Genomic DNA, 15,869 nt, shown 5'->3' with positions numbered 1-15,869 from the left:
AGAGGCCGGTCCGGCACCGCCTCCGCCAGCGGTGTCTCACCGCGTACTCACCCAGCAACGAATCACGGGGATCTGTCATGTCCAAGCGCGTTCTCATCTCGTCCCTCGTCGCCGTCGCCGCGGTCGGCGGCATCACCGCCGGGGGTCTCGCCATCGCCTCCGCCGCCACGGAGCTGACCGTGGAGAAGGGCTCGGCCCATTACGCCGCCCCGGCGGGCGGCAAGGACGGCAAGTTCACCTTCACCGCGGACGTCAGCGACAACTCCGGCGTCGTCGGCCTCAAGGTCCTTGCCTGGCCCGCCAGTTCGAAGCCCGACCCGACCGAGGCGGAGATGCGGTCGGTGGAGAGCGCCAAGTGCGAGCGCATCTCCGACGAGACGTCCCGCTGCACCTACACCCCGAAGGTCACCGAGGCGGAAGCCGCCGACCTGGCCGAGGGCACCTGGCACGTCTCGGTGCTGGCGACGGCCAAGGACGGCGACAAGAAGTTCGTGCCCAGCGCCGCCACCTTCGACATCAAGCGCTGACCTCCCGGCGCGGGCGGGGCCGGGCGCCGCCGCCGTACACGCTCCGGCCCCCCGGGCGGGCGGTTGTTTACGGGTTACCACCAATAAACGCCCGCCCGCTTTGGCGGTCCGCTGCCCTGCGCCACCGGTCGCGGCCCGGCTAACGTCCCGACATGAGGCGACGCAAGCGCATCGGAACGAGCCGCACCCTGTCCTTACGGCGCGTACGGGACAGGGCGATCCAGCGCCGGGAGGACGTCCGGCCCGGGGCCTGGCGCAGACGGTTCGGACGCCGGGCCGAGCAGGCCCGGCCCTGGCTCCAGTTCCTCGCCGATCTCGCCACACTGCTCGCGCGGGTGGTTCGGTAGCCGGTTCGGGGCACCTTCCGCTACTCCACCCCCCGTCCACCCCGCCGACACATCCCCATATCTGAGAAGTCCTTACCGTCACCTTCTCGGCCGTGAACGGCCGACTTGTACGGCTCGGCCGATCACGCCTTGTCGCGCTCCCGACTGTCCCCTACGGCAGGACGGTCACGGGTCGCATCTCGCTTCAGGCCCGGGTGGGCGCTGGAGCGACGGGCATGGTGACGAATGCCCACGCCGAGCGTGCGCGGTCGCGCACGTTGACCCCGGCGACGAGGTCGGCCGGCCCACCGAGGCCGCACCAACGACAGGAGAAGTGGTCCCGAGTGGGCCGGTTGGCCTTCTCGGTGTGTCCGCAGCGCGGACAGCGCTGCGAGGTGTAGGCCGCATCCACCTCAAGGAACGGCACCCCGGCCCGGCGGGCCTTGTATGCGAGGTGATGTCCGAGCTGGTGGAAGGGCCAGGAGGAGAGCGTTGCCCGCTGGTCGCGGCGTAGCCGTACCCGCTCGCGGATCCCGTCAAGTGCTTCGACGGCGATCCCGCGACCGGTGCGTTGCGCGACGGCAACGATCTCCTTGCTGATCACATGGTTCGTGTGGGTGGCGTGACGCTGCTCCTTCTTGGCCCGGCGGGCCAGACGGCGATTCGCCGAACGGGTCTGCTTGGCCTGGAGTTCGGCGCGTTTGCGGGCCTGCCAGCGCCGGTAGCGTGACAGGCGCCGTCCTTGGTAGTTGGTGTCGTCGCTGGTGGTGGCGAGGTTGACGATGCCGCGGTCCACCCCGATGAAGTCGACCGGCTCATACGCGTCGGGTTCGGGAACCTCGCAGGTGGCGACCAGGAACCACTTCCCGCCCCGGAACAGCAGATCACTCTCACCCTTGCGGTGCGCGGTCAGGGTTTTCAACTGATCCGGTGAGGCGGCGAAGGCGATGCCGCGCAGCCGCCCTGTCACGGTCCAGATGGAGACGGTGCGGGCGTCGTACTGCCAGGACAGGCAACGGTCGTCGAAGGGCTGGGCGGCCAGCGGCCGGAAGGTGATCGGCGAGCCGACCGCCTTGCGGTGCCGTTTCGAGCCGGCTGGGCCCAGGTTCCCGGCCTTCAAGTTGGCGCGCAGTGTGGTGTAGGCGTCGACGACCTTCTTCACCGCCCGCACCGCTGGCTGAGCGGACAGCCGAAACCGCGCCTTCAACTCCGCATAGACAGCCTTTTGCAGGTCATTGCGGCTGTGCACCCCGCTCTCGTACGCGATGGTCGAGGCGTGGTCGGCGGCCTGGTTACAGGCGTGCAGGGTCGCCTCAAGTGCCGCCGCCTGCTCGGGCGTCGGCAGCAGCTTCACCTGCACCACCAGCTTCATGACCCCGACGTTAGTGCGACGATCCGACATGCGTGCCCCGTATCCCGCCCGTTCACCATGACCGGTGACCATTCGCCCGCGTGTTCGCATTCCCCGATTCCGTCGGGCAGCCATGACAGGCGCTCCGCGCCCGCGGGAATTCTGGTGCGGCGACGCTCCGCGTCGCGGATGCGGGGTGCGATACCTCCCCGGCGTGAACGCCAGGGCCTCCTCGCAAGAATCAGGTGAACGGCTAGTATCGCGCCGGTTGATGCCCGTCGGGATGACGGGCTGACGGGACGACGGGCTGATGGGACGACGGGCGGATGGGGACGAGGTGGGGACATGAGCGCGCCGAGGATCGCCGTCGCCGTGGTGACCATGGGGAACCGGCCCGAGGAGGTCGACGAGCTGTTGCGGTCCGTCGCCAAGCAGGACATCGCCCCGGCCCGGATCGTGATCGTCGGCAACGGCTGCCGGCTGCCCGAGTTCGCCGAGCGGCTCTCCCTGCCCGGCGAGGTCACCGCCCTCGACGTCGAGGAGAACCTCGGCTGCCCCGGCGGACGCAACGTGGCGCTCGCCCGGCTGCGGGACTTCGGCGACGTGGACGTCGTGGTGGAACTCGATGACGACGGACTGCTCGTGGACCCTGATGTGCTGCGCCGCGTACAGGAGTTGTTCACGGCCGACGAGCGCCTCGGCATCGTCGGTTTCCGCATCGCGGACGAGAACGGCGAGACGCAGCAGCGGCACGTACCCCGCGTCGGCGCCTCCGACGCGATGCGCGGCGGATACGTCACCGGATTCCTGGGCGGCGGCCACGCCTTTCGCATGTCCATGCTCGCCGAAACCGGGGACTGGCCCGCCGAGTTCTTCTTCGCCCACGAGGAGATCGATCTGGCCTGGCGCGCCGTCGACCGCGGCTGGCGCATCCTGTACGCCCCCGAACTGCTGCTCCAGCACCCGAAGACCTCGCCCGCCCGGCACGCCGTCTACTACCGGGTCAACGCCCGCAACCGCGTCTGGCTGGTCCGCCGCCGGCTGCCCCTGCCCCTCATCCCCGTCCACCTCGGCGTGTGGACGGCGCTCACCCTGCTGCGGACCCGGTCGGGAAGCGGGCTGCGCGCCTGGCTCGCCGGGTTCGTCGAGGGCCTGCGGGAACCGGCCGGCGAACGCCGCCCGATGCGCTGGCGGACGGTGTGGCGACTCGCCCGGCTGGGGCGCCCGCCCGTCATCTGAGATCCATCGCCCCGAGGACAGGCTCCGAGACCCAACGGCCCCGAGAACAGGACGAGGGCCCCGGTCGCTCACCTCCACCGACCGGAACCCTCTCGCGTCCCCGGACCCGGCCGCGACGGCGACACTCCCCCGAGCCGCGCGTCGTGCGCGCGCACCCTCGGGCCAGATCCGATGTAGTGATCACATCAGGTTGCGCCAACAAATCGCTAACATGTGGCCATCGCATCTACGTTTTGTTGTTCGCCGCTTGGCGTGAAGTCGACGGCGCCGACGGGGGACCGGCGGTGTGGAACCGCGGGACGGCAGCGGACTCCGGCAGTGGCCGGCGTCGGATGGCTGGCGGGAAACCGCCGTGACGAGGGCGGAAATCCGCCAGAAGTGGGCGACGTGATGGGGCGCGGATCGCAGTCGGGGCTGCGGTTCGGACTGCTCGGGCCGCCGATCCTGTACGGCGGTCACGGCGGTCACGGCGGTCACGGCGGTCACGGCGGTCACGGCGGTGCCGACGGTCAGGGCGGCGCCGGTGCACGCGTCGTCGGAAGCCGCAAGCTGCGGATCCTGCTGGCCGCGCTGCTCCTCGAAGCCGGCCGGGTCGTCTCCGCCGAGGCCCTCAAGGACGCGCTGTGGGGCGGCACCCCGCCGGCCTCGGCCAAGGCCTCCCTGCACAACCACGTCTCCCGGCTGCGCCGGCTGCTCGACGACCCCGACCGGCTGCGGGCGGTGGCCCCCGGCTATGTGCTGCACGTGGCGCCCGGCGAACTCGACGTCCAGGTCTTCGAGTCCCACGCCGCCCGCGCCCGCGGCGCGCACACCGACGGGAACTGGACCGAGACCGTCCACGCGTGCGCGGCCGCCCTCACCCTCTGGCGGGGCGCGCCGCTCAGCGGCGTCCCCTCCGAACTCGCCGGATACGCGCTGGTGCAGCGCCTGGAGGAGGCCCGACTGCTCCTCCTGGAGTGGCGCTACGACGCCGAGCTCGCCCTCGCGCCCACCCGACCGGACGCCCTCGTTCCGGAACTCTCCGCGCTGGCCGCCGAACACCCGCTCCGCGAGTCCTACCACCGCCAGCTGATGCTCGCCCTCCACCGCAGCGGCCGCCACGCCGAGGCCCTCGCCGTCCACCGCGACCTCCGCACCCGCCTCGTCGAGGAACTCGGCGTGGAGCCGGGACCCGCGGTCCGCGAGGCACATGTGGAAGTACTGCGCGGGGGAGCGGGGCCGGGGGTCGGTCAGGCCCCCAGGCCCGGGCGGGCTGCCGGAGCCGGCCGACCGGGTGGGACCGGTCAGGGCCCCGACGCTGTTCGGGCCGACGGGGCCGACTCGGGCGAGGACGCCGTTCGGGCCGACGCGTCCGGCCAGTCGGCGTCCGACGGGCGCCGGCACCTCCGGGCAGGGCAGGCGGAAGGCGAGACCGGTCCGGCCGACGAAGCGGACCACTTCGGCCGGGTGAGCGCAACAGCCGGCCCGGGGGAGGCCGTTGACGCCGACGAGGCACGCGAGGCGGGCAGCACAGCCTCTCCCGGTGCGCTCCCCGCAGACGCTACGCGCGAAGACACATCTCCTCGTACCCGGGCGCCCCACTCCAACGTCCAGGCGCCGCACCCGCACACCCCGGCACGCCACCCCCACACCCAGGAGCCCCACACCGAGGCACCAACCCCCGCCTCCCTCCCGCTGCCCAGCCCCGCCCAACTCCCCCCACCCCCCGGCCACTTCACCGGCCGCACCAGCACCCGCGACGACCTCCACCGTGTCCTCACCCTCGGCGGCGGCGCCTCCATCGGCGTCATCAGCGGCATGGCCGGCGTCGGCAAGAGCGCACTCGCGCTCCATGTCGCCCATGAGCTGCGGGAACGTTTTCCCGACGGCCAGCTCTACGTCAACCTCCAGGGCGCCGGCCCGGGAATGACCCCCCTCACCCCGGCCCAGGCCCTCACCGCCCTGCTCCGCGACCTCGGCGCCGACCCGCGCCGCATCCCCGAACACCCGGACGCGGCGGCCGCGTTGCTGCGCTCGCTCCTCGCGCCCACCCGCACGCTCATGGTGCTGGACGACGCCGCGAGCGCCGCCCAGGTACGCCCGCTGCTGCCGGCCGGCGACGGCTGCGCGGTCATCGTCACCAGCCGCTCCCCCCTGACCGCCCTCGACGACGCCCACCGCTTCCCGCTCACCCCCCTCTCGGCGGAGGAGAGCGCGGAGTTGCTGCGCGCGGTGTCGGGCCGGGACGGCAGGGACGGCAGGGACGGCCACACCCCTTCCGCCACCCCCATAGACGCCACCCACCCCCTGATAGAACTCACCGGCCGCCTTCCCCTGGCCCTCCGCGTCGTGGCCGCCCGTCTCGCCGCCCGGCACGCCCTCACCCCCGACGTCCTCGCCGACCAACTCGCCGCCACCGAGGACCGTTTGCGGCACCTGGAGTACGACGACCTCTCCGTCCGCCGCTCCCTGGCCGTCGCCCACGACGCCCTCGCCGCCTCCGGCCGCCGCTCCGACCGCGACGCCGCGCTCGCCCTGTGCCGCATCGGCGCCCTCGACCTGCCCACCTACGGCGTCCCCCTCGTCGCCCGCCTCCTCGGCACCGACAGCACCGACGAGACCCGCGCCGAGGACGCCCTCGACCGCCTCGTCGACGTCGCCCTCCTGGAGGAGACGGCGTACGGCCGCTACGCCCCCCACGGCCTGGTCCGCGACTTCGCCCGCGAACTCGCGGGCACCGGCCACGCCCCAGACATCACCCGCACCGCCCTGCGCTGGTACGCGGCCGTCGCCGAACGCGCCCTGACCGCGATCGTCGAACCCGGCCTCGACCTGGACGACCGCCGCCGCCCGACCGCCGCACAGCCGCCGGAACACGCGGCGCACGTACTGGCCATTTCCCCGTTCCCGTCCTCGGAGAAGGCCTTTGCCTGGTGCGAGTCGGAGCTGGAGAACATCGTCGTCCTGGCCGAACGGCACGCGGACACCCCCGACGAGCGCACCGCCGCCCATGTCTCCACCCTGCTGCGCCTGCTCTCCCCCTTCCTGCAGCGCAGCGGCCGGGTCGCCGAGACGGAGGCCCTCGGCCGGGCCGCCCTCGTGGTGGCACGGCGGCTCGGTGACGAGGAGGCCGAGGCATGCGCCCTGGGCGACCTCGCGGGGCTGCACTTCCTGACCGGCCGGCACGGCGAGGCCCTGGCCCTGAACGACCGGGCCCTGGAGATCTGGCGGCGGCTCGGCACGGACTCCTGGATCCGCCGCTGCCTCAACAACCGGGGCCTGCTGCTCGAAGGCCTGGGCCGGTACGCCGAGTCGGGCGAGGCACTGCGGCAGAGCCTCGCCTACTCACGGCAGTTGAACGACCCCTTCGGCGAGGCCGTCACCCACAGCAACCTGGGCAACCTGTACGAGCACACCGACCCCCGCGCCGCCATCGAGCAGCACCGCCGCTCGCTCGCCATCGGCGAGGAGACCGGCAGCGTGGTCGTCCGGCACTCGGCGCACTGCAACATCGGCCATGCCCACCTCACCCTCGGCGAACCGGCCGCCGCCATGGCGCACTTCGAGGAGAGCCTGCGCATCCTCGGCAGTCCCGGCGACTGGCACGGCGAGTCGCAGAGCCGCCTCGGCCTGGTCCGCGCGCTCCGCCTGATCGGCCACGGGGAACGCGCCGCCGCCGAGTGCGCGGAACTGCTGCGCCGCGCGGACGCCCGCGCCGACCGCTACACCGGCGCCCTCGCCCGCCACCAGCACGGACTCCTGCTGCGCGAGCGGGGGAGGACCGAGGAGGCGTACGAGCAGTGGCGGGCCGCTCTGGACGCGCTGGACGGCACGGACGAGAAGACGGTCCTCCAGGAACTCCTCGCCCTGCTCGACGACTCGGGCTTACGGTGATCACTTCGCGTCGGCATAGCACTCCACCACGGCCGTCGTGAACGGAAACCGCACCGGCGTCTCACCGAACGTCAGCCGCCCGGCCAGAGCCGACGCCTGCCTGATCGCCGCCACCACCGCCTCGGTCTCCTCCTCGGGACAGTGCACGATCACCTCGTCGTGCTGGAAGAAGACCAGTTCGGCCGCCATCCCCGCGCAGGCCTGCCGGAGCGCGGCGAGCAGCAGCAGGGCCCAGTCGGCGGCACTGCCCTGCACCACGAAGTTCCGCGCGAACCGGCCGCGGGCGCGGGTGTTGGTGGAGGCGTACCCGGGCACCCAGCCGTCCTCACCGGAAGCAGGTTGCCCGGCCGGCTCGTCCTGAGGCATCCCCGCCTCCTCCCCGGAGTCACCCGCCCCCACCGCCGGCGGACACGTCCGCCCCAGCCAGGTCCGCACGAGCCGCCCCTCCTCACCCGCACGGGCCGCGTCGTCGACGTACGCCACCGCTCTCGGGAAGCGGCGTCTGAGCGCGGCGAGGTTCTTGAGGCCGTCGCCGGAGGTCTGGCCGTAGACCGCGCCGAGGACGGCGAGCTTGGCCTGGGCGCGGTCGCCGGAGAAGGCCCGCTCGGAGACCGACTGGTACAGGTCGCTCTCCCGGCCCGCCACCTCCATCAGCCCGGGGTCGCGGGAGATCGCCGCCAGGACGCGCGGCTCCATCTGGTCGGCGTCGGCGACGACGAGCCGCCAGCCGGGGTCGGCGACCACGGCACGGCGGATCACCTTGGGGATCTGCAGGGCGCCCCCGCCGTTGGTGACCCAGCGTCCCGTGACCGTCCCGTGCGCCATGAACTCGGGCCGGAACCGCCCGTCCCGCACCCAGTCCTGGAGCCAGGACCAGCCGTGGGCGACCCAGATGCGGTACAGCTTCTTGTACTCGATCAGGGGCTTCACGGCCGGGTGGTCGAGGGACTCGATCTCCCATCGCCGGGTCGACTTCACCTTGATCCCGGCCTGCGCGAACGCCTTGACGACATCGGCGGGCAGATCGGGCCGCACCCGGCGCCCGAAGGCCTCGGACACCTCGTCGGCCAGTTCGGCGAGGCGCCGGGGCTCGCCGCCGCCGGCGTACCGCTCGCCGAGCAGTTCGTGCAGCACCCGGCGGTGGGTCTCGGCGCTCCACGGCAGCCCGGCGCGGTTCATCTCGGCGGCCACCAGCATCCCCGCCGACTCGGCGGCGGTCAGCAGCCGCATCCGGTCGGGGTGCGCGGTGGTGTCGTGCCGTCGCTGCTGGTCGGCGTAGACCTCGACCAGGTCGGCCAGCGGGACGTGGACCCTCTGCGGTTCGAACAGCGATGACTGCGAGCCCGGTTCGGCGGCACGCTGGGGCGGGTCCGGCGGGACCGGGCCGCCGCGCAGCCGGGCCAGGGCGGCGGCCGCCGAACGGGGTTCGCCGTATCGCCCCGCGTGGCCGAGCAGGAGGGTCTCGGCGTCCTCGACGTCGTAGCACCGCTCCACCCGCACCCCCGCGGCGAGCAGCCGCGGGTAGACCTCGGCGGTGGACCGCCACACCCATCGCGCCACCTCGGGCCGCCCCCGCACGGCCTCGGCCAGATCCGCCTCCCGCCGCACCGGCCCGACGGGCAGCCCGTCCGGGCCGAGGGCGGCGAGCTCCACGCCACCGTCCTCGGCCGGAGCGAGAGCCCAGCGATCGGTCATGGTTGCGAGTGTGACAGGGGGGTCTGACAACGGGCATTCCGAACAGCGCCCAGCGCCGGAGCGACCCTCCTCAGCCCTGCTCCCCCTGAGACTTCACATACCCCTCCAGCTCCTTCGCGACGGCCCCCTCCACCGGCCCCTTCTCCACGCCGAGCCCCGACAGGACCCCCGTCCCGTCCTCGAACTCCAGCAGGGCCAGCAGGATGTGCTCGGTGCCGATGTAGTTGTGGCCGAGGCGCAGCGCCTCGCGGAAGGTGAGTTCCAGGACCTTCTTGGCGTCGGAGCCGTAGGGGACGAGCTCCGGGACCTCGTCGGCGGCGGGCGGCAGCGCGTCGGTCGCGGCCCGGCGCACCGCGTCGAGGGTGACGTCCTGGGCCACGAGCGCCTTGGCGGCCAGACCCTCCGGTTCGGCGAGCAGGCCGAGGACGAGGTGCTCGGGGCGGCCCTCGGGGTTGCGGGCGGTGATGGCCGCGTTGTGGGCCGCCATCACCACGTTGCGGGCCCGTGTGGTGTACCGGCTGAAGCCCTGGTCGGCGGCCAGGTCCGTCGACTCCTTCGGCACGAACCGCTTCTGCGCCGCCTGCCGGGTCACCCCCATGCTCCTGCCGATGTCCGTCCAGGAGGCGCCCGAACGCCGGGCCTGGTCCACGAAGTGGCCGATCAGATGGTCTGCCACCTCCCCGAGGTGATCGGCGGCGATCACCGCGTCCTGGAGCTGGTCGAGGGGCTCGACATGGACCTTCTTGATGGCCGTGATGAGGTCGTCGAGCCGTACGGATGACGTGATGTTGGGGTTCGTCGTCATAGTGTCAACCCTAGGTTGACAGTGACGGGGTGTCAACCAAAGGTTGCCTCTACTTCGGCGAGGCCACCAACCGCACCGCCAGCCCCGTGAACACCGACCCGCTGAAGATGTTCAGCCCCCGCGCCACCCGCCGGCTGCGGCGCAGCAGCGCGGAGAGCTTCCCGGAGAGCAGTCCGGTCAGGCCGTCCACCAGCACCCCCATGACGGTGATCGTGAGCCCGAGCACCAGGAACTGCCCCCACACATGACCCTTGTCGGGCGCCACGAACTGGGGCAGGAACGCCACGTTGAACAGGATCACCTTGGGGTTCAGAAGGTTGGTGACGGCCCCCTGCCAGAAGGCCCGCCGCATCCCGGGACCGGCCGGCGACCCGTCCTCACCCGGCACCGAGCGGTCCCGGAACGCCTTCACCGCGAGGTACAACAGATAGGCCGCGCCCGCCCAGCGCAGCACGTGGTACAGCGTCGGCAGGGACTGGAACAGCGCGGACAGACCGAGAGCCGCGGCCACCGTGTGCACGAACATCGCCGAGGCCACCCCGAGCGCCGCCATCACGCCCGCGGCGGGGCCGCCCCGGCCGCCCATCGCCACGATGAACATCATGTCGGGACCGGGAGTGACACAGAGCGCGAAGGCGGCGACGAGGAAGGCCGCGTAGAGAGACATGTCCACCATGCCGCCATGCTGGGAGCGGCACGCGCGCGTGGGCGACCGATTTTCGAGGAGTGAGACGATCGCCCCGTGAGCAGCAGTAAGAACGCCCGTACGAACAGCGGCAAGGGCGGCGACAATAACAGCCGCAAGGGCGGCGACAAGAACAGCGACAAGACCGGCGCCCAGAGCGGCACCAAGCGCGGCAGCACCGACAACACCCCGACCGCCACCGTCGACCGCGCCCTCCGGACCGCCCTCTACGCCGACGACGACGCCGCGCTGGACACCGGCGCCTCCCTCCTCGCCGCCGACCCCGCGACGGACACCGAACTGGCCCGGCGCGGCGCCGAGTTCGTGGCCCAGGCCTGGCGCCGCGGCTGGCAGCCCGCCGATGTCGTACGGATCGTGCGACGCGAACTGGACGACCCGCACGTGCGCCTCGCCACGGCCCTGATCCGAGCGCAGTCCCCTGACGACCGCCCGCGCGGTCGCCGCTGGGCCGCCCAGCTCGCCCAGCTGGAGGAGTCCGACGAGAACGCCCCCCGCCTCGACCGCTTCACGCACTCCACCGCCGTACTGGAGCTGTACCGCCTGCTGCTGCGCCTGCCCGCGCTGGAACCGCTGGAGGAACCCCGGCGGGGGCACCGGGGCGACGCCCGCATGCTGGGCCGGATCCGGGCCCTGCTCGCCAAGGCGGAGGCGACCGGCTACCCGGAGGAGGCGGAGGCGCTCACCGCGAAGGCGCAGGAGCTGATGGCCCGGCACAGTGTCGACGAGGCCCTGCTGGACGCGCAGGCGCCCGCGAAGGACGCCCCCGGCGCCTGCCGGATCGGGGTCGAGCCGCCGTACGAGCAGGCCAAGGCGGTGCTGCTGGACGCGGTCGCCACCGCCAACCACTGCCGGGCCGTGTGGAACGAACCGCTCGCCTTCTCCACGGTCGTGGGCTTCGAGGCCGACCTGGAGTCGGTCGAGCTGCTGTACACCTCGCTGCTCGTGCAGGCGCAGTCCGCGATGGCGAAGGCGGAGGCGGCCCAGCGGGCGGGCGGCCGCAAACGCACCAAGACCTTCCGGCAGTCCTTCCTCGCGGCCTACGCCCACCGCGTCGGTGACCGTCTGCGGGCCGCCGCCAAGGCCCCGGTGACCGACGACCTGCTCCCGGTCCTGGCCTCGCGCGAGGTCGCCGTCACCGACCGCATGGACCGTATGTTCCCGGAGACCACCACGACCCGCCTACGCGGCGTCAACGACGAGGCGGGCTGGACCGAGGGGGCCGAGGCGGCCGACCGGGCACAGGTCGGAAACCGTCCCCGGCTCAGTCACCGGCCTGAGTGAAGGCGCTGACCGAGGCCTTGAGGTCACCGGGGCTGTCCACGCCCTGGACCGGTCCGTACGACCACTTGTAGCTCTGCTGCGTCGTGGCGCCCGGCAGACTGATCTTCAGCGTCTTGGCGTCCAGGACGTCCGCGCCGCCCGCCTTGCCGCGCTCGTAGGTGATGGTGAACGTGGCGGTCGCGCCCTTGGCCAGGGTCAGCTTCTGGGACTTCGCGCCCTGGGTCGGCTGGAGGTTCGTCGACATGTTCGCGGCGTACAGGTCGATGCCCGGGAAGCCCTCCAGCGTGCAAGGGGCGCTCGGGTTGGTGAGCGTGACCGGCACGTCACCGCTGTCTCCGGCAGCCGGCGCCACGTTGGCGGGCCCGACCTCCACGCTCATCGTGCCGATCTTGCAGGCCGTACCGCTGCCCCCACCGCTGCCTGCGGCTTTGTCACCGCCGTCGTCGCAGGCGGTCAGGAGCAGGGCCGCGGCGAGGGCGGTGACGGTGAGGGGGGCGGCGCGCATGTGAAGTCCTCTGAAGTGAGCGATCCGGTGCATGGATCATCACGCATGACCGGACACCACGGTTGCCCGCCCCCGCCGATGCCTTCCGCTACGACCCGGAGGCCGCCGTCGGGAACCCGCTCGGCAGCTGACCGCCCTCGGCCCGGGTGTAGGTCTCGGCGCCGATGCCGCCCTCCCAGTTCACCTTGAGGGTGTCCTTGTCGACCGACTCGACCGTCCCGTCCGCGCGGTCCTTGCTGCCGTCCGTGCACTTCAGGCGGATCGCGTCGGCACTCGCGGAGCCGCTGCACACCGTGCCGCCGGTGACGAAGAGCCCGGCCTGCTCGCCGTTGACCAGGAGCGCCACGGCCTTGCCGCCAGTGGTGGCCAGCCAGCTGCCCGCCACATCGCCGGACGAGGAGGACGTACCGCCGGTCCCCCCGGAAGCGGAACCCGAGGCGGACGCCGACGACGAGACGCTCGTACTGGCACTCGGCGACGGTTCGTCGTCCGAGCCCCCGCCGCTGCACGCGGTCAGGACGAGCACGCCCACCAACCCCGCGGCCGCGAGCCCGGCCCGCCGACGCGACACAGTGCGCGAGAGGATCGCCGTGGTCACTGGAAGCTCCAAGCTGTAGCGGTCGGCCGGACGGACCGCAGCAAGCTACCAGCACCACCCGTGAGAACTACCAGGACGATTTGCGGACACCTGGCAGATATCCCGCGTGCGCCTGCTCCCGCAGACCCACCCGGGAGAGTCCGAAGGCCCGGAAGTAGCCGCGCGGCCGCCCGTCCACCTGGTCGCGGTTACGCACGCGCGTGGCGCTCGCGTCCCGCGGCTGCCGTCGCAACTCCTCCTGCGCGGCGAGCCGTTCGGCCTCGGTGGAGGACGGCCGGCGGATGATCTCCTTCAGCTCGGCCCGCCGCACGGCGTACCGCGCGACGATCTCCTGGCGCTTCTCGTTCTTCGCGACCTTGCTCTTCTTCGCCATACCGGTTCTCCCTCAGACCCGCACACCGCGTGCGCGGATGCGCGCCACGGCCGCCTCGACGCCGATCGTGTCGATGGTCTTGATCCCCTTCGTGCTCAGCCGCAGCCGTACATGCCGGCCCTCGCTGGGCAGCCAGTAGCGCTTGGACTGGATGTTGGGGTCGAAGCGGCGCGAAGTGCGCCGGTGGGAGTGGGAGATGCGGTTGCCGAAGCCGGGCTGGGCGCCGGTCAGCATGCAATGGGCGGACAAGGGTGATGCACCTCTCTCGAAGCGGTTGTGTAAATGGAATTCATTTTCAGTAAGATAGCAGCATGGCACGCAACGAACTCCGCCCGGTCATCAGGCTCCGGTCCACCGCCGGGACCGGCTTCACCTATGTGACCCGCAAGAACCGCCGCAACGACCCGGACCGTATGACCCTGCGGAAGTACGACCCGCTCGCCGGCCGCCATGTCGACTTCCGAGAGGAGCGCTGATCGTCATGCGCCAGGGAATCCACCCCGCTTACGGCCCCGTCGTCTTCCGCGACCGTGCCGCGAACCACGCCTTCCTGGCCCGCTCGACCATGACGAGCGAGAAGACGGTCGAGTGGGAGGACGGCAACACCTACCCGGTCGTCGACGTCGAGATCTCGAACGTCAGCCACCCCTTCTACACGGGTACCGCGCGCGTGCTGGACACCGCCGGACGCGTGGAGCGCTTCGAGCGCCGGTACGGAAAGAAGGGCTGATGCTCTCCGTCGTGATCGTCGGCGGGCTGCACGCCGACGCCCGCAAGGCGGCCGTGGATCAGCTGCTCGCCGACGTGCCGGGCGGTGTCGTCCTCCACCACGACCTGGCGACGGCCGCGGCGGGCACCGTCGCACGGACGATCCGCGACGCCACCGGCATCCTGTCCGCGGGCGAGACGCCCCTGGTCAACGACTGCGCCTGCTGCGCGCTCCGGGAGGACCTGGTCCCGGAGCTGCGCCGCCTGGACGCGGCCGGCACGCTCCGGCTCGCGGTCGTCGAACTGTGGGACTCCGTCGAGCCCAAGGCGATGGCCGAGGTGGTCGCGGCCGGCGGCCTCTCGGTCACCGGCGTGATCACCGCCGTCGACCCGGCACTCGTGCTGCCGTACCTCGGCAACGGCGACGACCTCGCCGAGCGCGGCCTCGCCGCCGCGGCCACCGACCAGCGCACGGTCGCCGACACCTTCGCCCGCCAGCTGGAGTACGCCCCCGTCCTCGCCGTCCTCGACTCCCCGGAGGCCGACGAGGAGGACCGCGAACTCCTTGCCCAGCTGCACCCGACGGCCCGCCAGGTCCCGATCGGCGACGACCGGCCCACGGACCCGGGTGGCACCCCCTATCCGGTACGGCCGTCCGCGCATTCCCCGCTCGCCCGGGCCGCCCTCGCCGGCTTCGACGTGGAGTCCGCGGCGGCCGCCCAGCACCCGGCGTGCGCGCTGCTGCCCGCCGAGGCCGACGCACACGGCGTCTGCACGCTCGTCTGGCACCGTCGCCGCCCCTTCCACCCCGAGCGGCTCTATGAGGCACTGGAGGACATCACCTGCGCGGCCGCCCGCAGCCGGGGCCGGTTCTGGCTCGCCGACAAGCCGGACGTGCTGCTGCACTGGGACGCGGCCGGCGGCGCCCTGTGCGTGGAGAGCGCGGGCCCCTGGCTCGCCTCCCTCCCGGACGCGGCGTGGGACATGGTCCCGCCGGTGCGCCGGGCGGCCGCGGCGATGGACTGGCACCCCGAGCACGGCGACTGCTGCCAGCACCTCGTCTTCACCTCGCCCGGTCTCGACCGCGACGGACTCGAACGGCTCCTGGAGTCCTGCTTGTTGACCGACACCGAGTACGCCGCCGGGCGCGACGCCTGGAAACGGCTCCCTCCCGCCTTCGACACCCTCCTGGAGGTCTGACCCGCATGCCCCGCAAGCCCGAACGCAAGCCCGCCAAGAACCGTCCCAACCCGCTGGACCAGGCCAAGATCACGCACATCGACTACAAGGACACCGATCTGCTGCGGAAGTTCATCTCCGACCGCGGCAAGATCCGCAGCCGCCGGGTCACCCGTGTGTCGGCCCAGCAGCAGCGACTGCTCGCCCGTGCGATCAAGAACGCCCGTGAGATGGCACTGCTGCCCTACTCCAGCAGGTGAGGCCCTATAGGTAGGAGTTCCCCTACGGTTGACCCGTAGGGGAAGTCCTACCTATTCTCCTCTGTATGACCATCACTCACGCCTCCTTCGTCACCCTCCCCGTCTCCGACCAGGACCGCGCCCTGCGCTTCTACACCGACGTCCTCGGTCTGACCGTCACGGCAGACCGGGACCTGCCCCAGGGGCGCTGGCTCCAGGTCGCCCCCAAGGGCGCACAGACCGTCTTCACGCTCTCCGGTCCTGGCATGGGCGGCTTCCAGCCCGGCTCGGCCCGGGGGATCATGTTGGTCACGACCGACGTCGACGCGGACTGTGCGCGGCTCACGGAGGCCGGGATCCCCGTACAGGGACCCGACGAGCTCCCGTGGGGCCGCATGGCCTCCTTCACGGACCCCGACGGCAATGGTCTGATGCTGCTGACCGAGGCACACCAGTAGGAAGGC

18 protein-coding genes are annotated in these 15,869 nt (G+C 72.2%); 10 read left to right on the top strand and 8 right to left on the bottom strand.

Annotated elements, in window-relative coordinates:
* Positions 1-77 precede the first annotated feature (77 nt).
* Complete coding sequence (locus tag ACI2L1_RS11535) at positions 78-527, top strand: DUF5707 domain-containing protein (protein WP_404739109.1); 450 nt, start codon at positions 78-80, stop codon at positions 525-527.
* Between the two features lie 152 nt (positions 528-679).
* Positions 680-874 carry a hypothetical protein gene (locus ACI2L1_RS11530; protein WP_404739108.1) on the top strand — a complete coding sequence of 65 codons (195 nt, stop codon included), beginning with the start codon at positions 680-682 and terminating at the stop codon, positions 872-874.
* Between the two features lie 184 nt (positions 875-1,058).
* Here the strand turns inward: ACI2L1_RS11530 and ACI2L1_RS11525 are convergent, their stop codons facing one another.
* Positions 1,059-2,225, bottom strand: coding sequence for an RNA-guided endonuclease InsQ/TnpB family protein (locus ACI2L1_RS11525; RefSeq protein ID WP_404739107.1), 1,167 nt, complete (start codon positions 2,223-2,225; stop codon positions 1,059-1,061).
* 324 nt (positions 2,226-2,549) lie between these two features.
* On the opposite strand from ACI2L1_RS11525, the gene ACI2L1_RS11520 reads away from it, so the two are divergent.
* The gene (locus tag ACI2L1_RS11520; RefSeq protein WP_404739106.1) at positions 2,550-3,443 is read left to right on the top strand and encodes a glycosyltransferase family 2 protein; all 894 of its coding nucleotides are present in this window, start codon (positions 2,550-2,552) and stop codon (positions 3,441-3,443) included.
* A 390-nt stretch (positions 3,444-3,833) separates the two neighbouring features.
* Positions 3,834-7,316 carry a BTAD domain-containing putative transcriptional regulator gene (locus ACI2L1_RS11515; RefSeq protein WP_404739105.1) on the top strand — a complete coding sequence of 1,161 codons (3,483 nt, stop codon included), beginning with the start codon at positions 3,834-3,836 and terminating at the stop codon, positions 7,314-7,316.
* Here the strand turns inward: ACI2L1_RS11515 and ACI2L1_RS11510 are convergent, their stop codons facing one another.
* From ACI2L1_RS11510 to ACI2L1_RS11500, 3 genes are all read right to left on the bottom strand, one after another.
* The gene (locus tag ACI2L1_RS11510; RefSeq protein ID WP_404739104.1) at positions 7,317-9,011 is read right to left on the bottom strand and encodes a bifunctional 3'-5' exonuclease/DNA polymerase; all 1,695 of its coding nucleotides are present in this window, start codon (positions 9,009-9,011) and stop codon (positions 7,317-7,319) included. It abuts the gene before it with no gap.
* A 70-nt stretch (positions 9,012-9,081) separates the two neighbouring features.
* Positions 9,082-9,816, bottom strand: a complete 735-nt coding sequence (locus ACI2L1_RS11505; protein WP_404739103.1) for a Clp protease N-terminal domain-containing protein — start codon at positions 9,814-9,816, stop codon at positions 9,082-9,084.
* A 49-nt stretch (positions 9,817-9,865) separates the two neighbouring features.
* Positions 9,866-10,492: a LysE family translocator gene (locus ACI2L1_RS11500; RefSeq protein ID WP_404739102.1), complete on the bottom strand. Its 627-nt coding sequence runs from the start codon at positions 10,490-10,492 to the stop codon at positions 9,866-9,868.
* A gap of 258 nt (positions 10,493-10,750) precedes the next feature.
* Between ACI2L1_RS11500 and ACI2L1_RS11495 the strand changes: the two genes are divergently transcribed.
* On the top strand, positions 10,751-11,803 hold the full coding sequence (locus tag ACI2L1_RS11495) for a DUF2786 domain-containing protein (RefSeq protein ID WP_404739267.1): 1,053 nt from the start codon (positions 10,751-10,753) through the stop codon (positions 11,801-11,803).
* Here ACI2L1_RS11495 and ACI2L1_RS11490 read toward each other — a convergent pair.
* From ACI2L1_RS11490 to rpmB, 4 genes are all read right to left on the bottom strand, one after another.
* On the bottom strand, positions 11,784-12,308 hold the full coding sequence (locus tag ACI2L1_RS11490) for a DUF4232 domain-containing protein (RefSeq protein ID WP_404739101.1): 525 nt from the start codon (positions 12,306-12,308) through the stop codon (positions 11,784-11,786). The two genes, ACI2L1_RS11495 and ACI2L1_RS11490, sit on opposite strands and share 20 nt — an antisense overlap.
* 88 nt (positions 12,309-12,396) lie before the next feature.
* Positions 12,397-12,906 carry a hypothetical protein gene (locus ACI2L1_RS11485; RefSeq protein WP_404739100.1) on the bottom strand — a complete coding sequence of 170 codons (510 nt, stop codon included), beginning with the start codon at positions 12,904-12,906 and terminating at the stop codon, positions 12,397-12,399.
* A gap of 67 nt (positions 12,907-12,973) precedes the next feature.
* Complete coding sequence (gene rpsN / locus ACI2L1_RS11480) at positions 12,974-13,279, bottom strand: 30S ribosomal protein S14 (protein WP_404739099.1); 306 nt, start codon at positions 13,277-13,279, stop codon at positions 12,974-12,976.
* 12 nt (positions 13,280-13,291) lie between these two features.
* Entirely contained in the window at positions 13,292-13,528 is a 237-nt protein-coding gene (rpmB, locus tag ACI2L1_RS11475; RefSeq protein WP_404739098.1) for a 50S ribosomal protein L28, read from the bottom strand.
* Between the two features lie 62 nt (positions 13,529-13,590).
* On the opposite strand from rpmB, the gene rpmG reads away from it, so the two are divergent.
* From rpmG to ACI2L1_RS11450, 5 genes are all read left to right on the top strand, one after another.
* Positions 13,591-13,755, top strand: a complete 165-nt coding sequence (gene rpmG, locus ACI2L1_RS11470) for a 50S ribosomal protein L33 (RefSeq protein ID WP_404739097.1) — start codon at positions 13,591-13,593, stop codon at positions 13,753-13,755.
* 5 nt (positions 13,756-13,760) lie between these two features.
* Positions 13,761-14,009 carry a type B 50S ribosomal protein L31 gene (locus tag ACI2L1_RS11465; RefSeq protein WP_404739096.1) on the top strand — a complete coding sequence of 83 codons (249 nt, stop codon included), beginning with the start codon at positions 13,761-13,763 and terminating at the stop codon, positions 14,007-14,009.
* Complete coding sequence (locus tag ACI2L1_RS11460) at positions 14,009-15,187, top strand: CobW family GTP-binding protein (protein ID WP_404739095.1); 1,179 nt, start codon at positions 14,009-14,011, stop codon at positions 15,185-15,187. The genes ACI2L1_RS11465 and ACI2L1_RS11460 overlap by 1 nt, the downstream gene beginning before the upstream one ends.
* 5 nt (positions 15,188-15,192) lie before the next feature.
* Positions 15,193-15,426, top strand: a complete 234-nt coding sequence (gene rpsR / locus ACI2L1_RS11455) for a 30S ribosomal protein S18 (RefSeq protein ID WP_404739094.1) — start codon at positions 15,193-15,195, stop codon at positions 15,424-15,426.
* A gap of 65 nt (positions 15,427-15,491) precedes the next feature.
* Complete coding sequence (locus ACI2L1_RS11450) at positions 15,492-15,863, top strand: VOC family protein (RefSeq protein ID WP_404739093.1); 372 nt, start codon at positions 15,492-15,494, stop codon at positions 15,861-15,863.
* The last annotated feature ends 6 nt before the right edge of the window (positions 15,864-15,869 follow it).

Origin of the sequence: Streptomyces sp. NPDC019531, assembly GCF_044903305.1 — a bacterium.
GTDB lineage: Bacteria > Actinomycetota > Actinomycetes > Streptomycetales > Streptomycetaceae > Streptomyces.
This window is presented reverse-complemented; position numbering and strand designations above follow the sequence as displayed.

Coding starts and splice junctions, on each gene's coding strand:
- rpmG (WP_404739097.1), top strand. CDS start 13,591: ATGGCACGCAACGAACTCCGCCCGGTCATCAGGCTCCGGTCCACCGCC.
- rpsN (WP_404739099.1), bottom strand. CDS start 13,279: ATGGCGAAGAAGAGCAAGGTCGCGAAGAACGAGAAGCGCCAGGAGATC.
- ACI2L1_RS11520 (WP_404739106.1), top strand. CDS start 2,550: ATGAGCGCGCCGAGGATCGCCGTCGCCGTGGTGACCATGGGGAACCGG.
- ACI2L1_RS11460 (WP_404739095.1), top strand. CDS start 14,009: ATGCTCTCCGTCGTGATCGTCGGCGGGCTGCACGCCGACGCCCGCAAG.
- ACI2L1_RS11530 (WP_404739108.1), top strand. CDS start 680: ATGAGGCGACGCAAGCGCATCGGAACGAGCCGCACCCTGTCCTTACGG.
- ACI2L1_RS11450 (WP_404739093.1), top strand. CDS start 15,492: ATGACCATCACTCACGCCTCCTTCGTCACCCTCCCCGTCTCCGACCAG.
- ACI2L1_RS11525 (WP_404739107.1), bottom strand. CDS start 2,225: ATGAAGCTGGTGGTGCAGGTGAAGCTGCTGCCGACGCCCGAGCAGGCG.
- ACI2L1_RS11490 (WP_404739101.1), bottom strand. CDS start 12,308: ATGCGCGCCGCCCCCCTCACCGTCACCGCCCTCGCCGCGGCCCTGCTC.
- ACI2L1_RS11465 (WP_404739096.1), top strand. CDS start 13,761: ATGCGCCAGGGAATCCACCCCGCTTACGGCCCCGTCGTCTTCCGCGAC.
- rpsR (WP_404739094.1), top strand. CDS start 15,193: ATGCCCCGCAAGCCCGAACGCAAGCCCGCCAAGAACCGTCCCAACCCG.
- ACI2L1_RS11510 (WP_404739104.1), bottom strand. CDS start 9,011: ATGACCGATCGCTGGGCTCTCGCTCCGGCCGAGGACGGTGGCGTGGAG.
- ACI2L1_RS11515 (WP_404739105.1), top strand. CDS start 3,834: ATGGGGCGCGGATCGCAGTCGGGGCTGCGGTTCGGACTGCTCGGGCCG.
- ACI2L1_RS11505 (WP_404739103.1), bottom strand. CDS start 9,816: ATGACGACGAACCCCAACATCACGTCATCCGTACGGCTCGACGACCTC.
- ACI2L1_RS11500 (WP_404739102.1), bottom strand. CDS start 10,492: ATGGTGGACATGTCTCTCTACGCGGCCTTCCTCGTCGCCGCCTTCGCG.
- ACI2L1_RS11535 (WP_404739109.1), top strand. CDS start 78: ATGTCCAAGCGCGTTCTCATCTCGTCCCTCGTCGCCGTCGCCGCGGTC.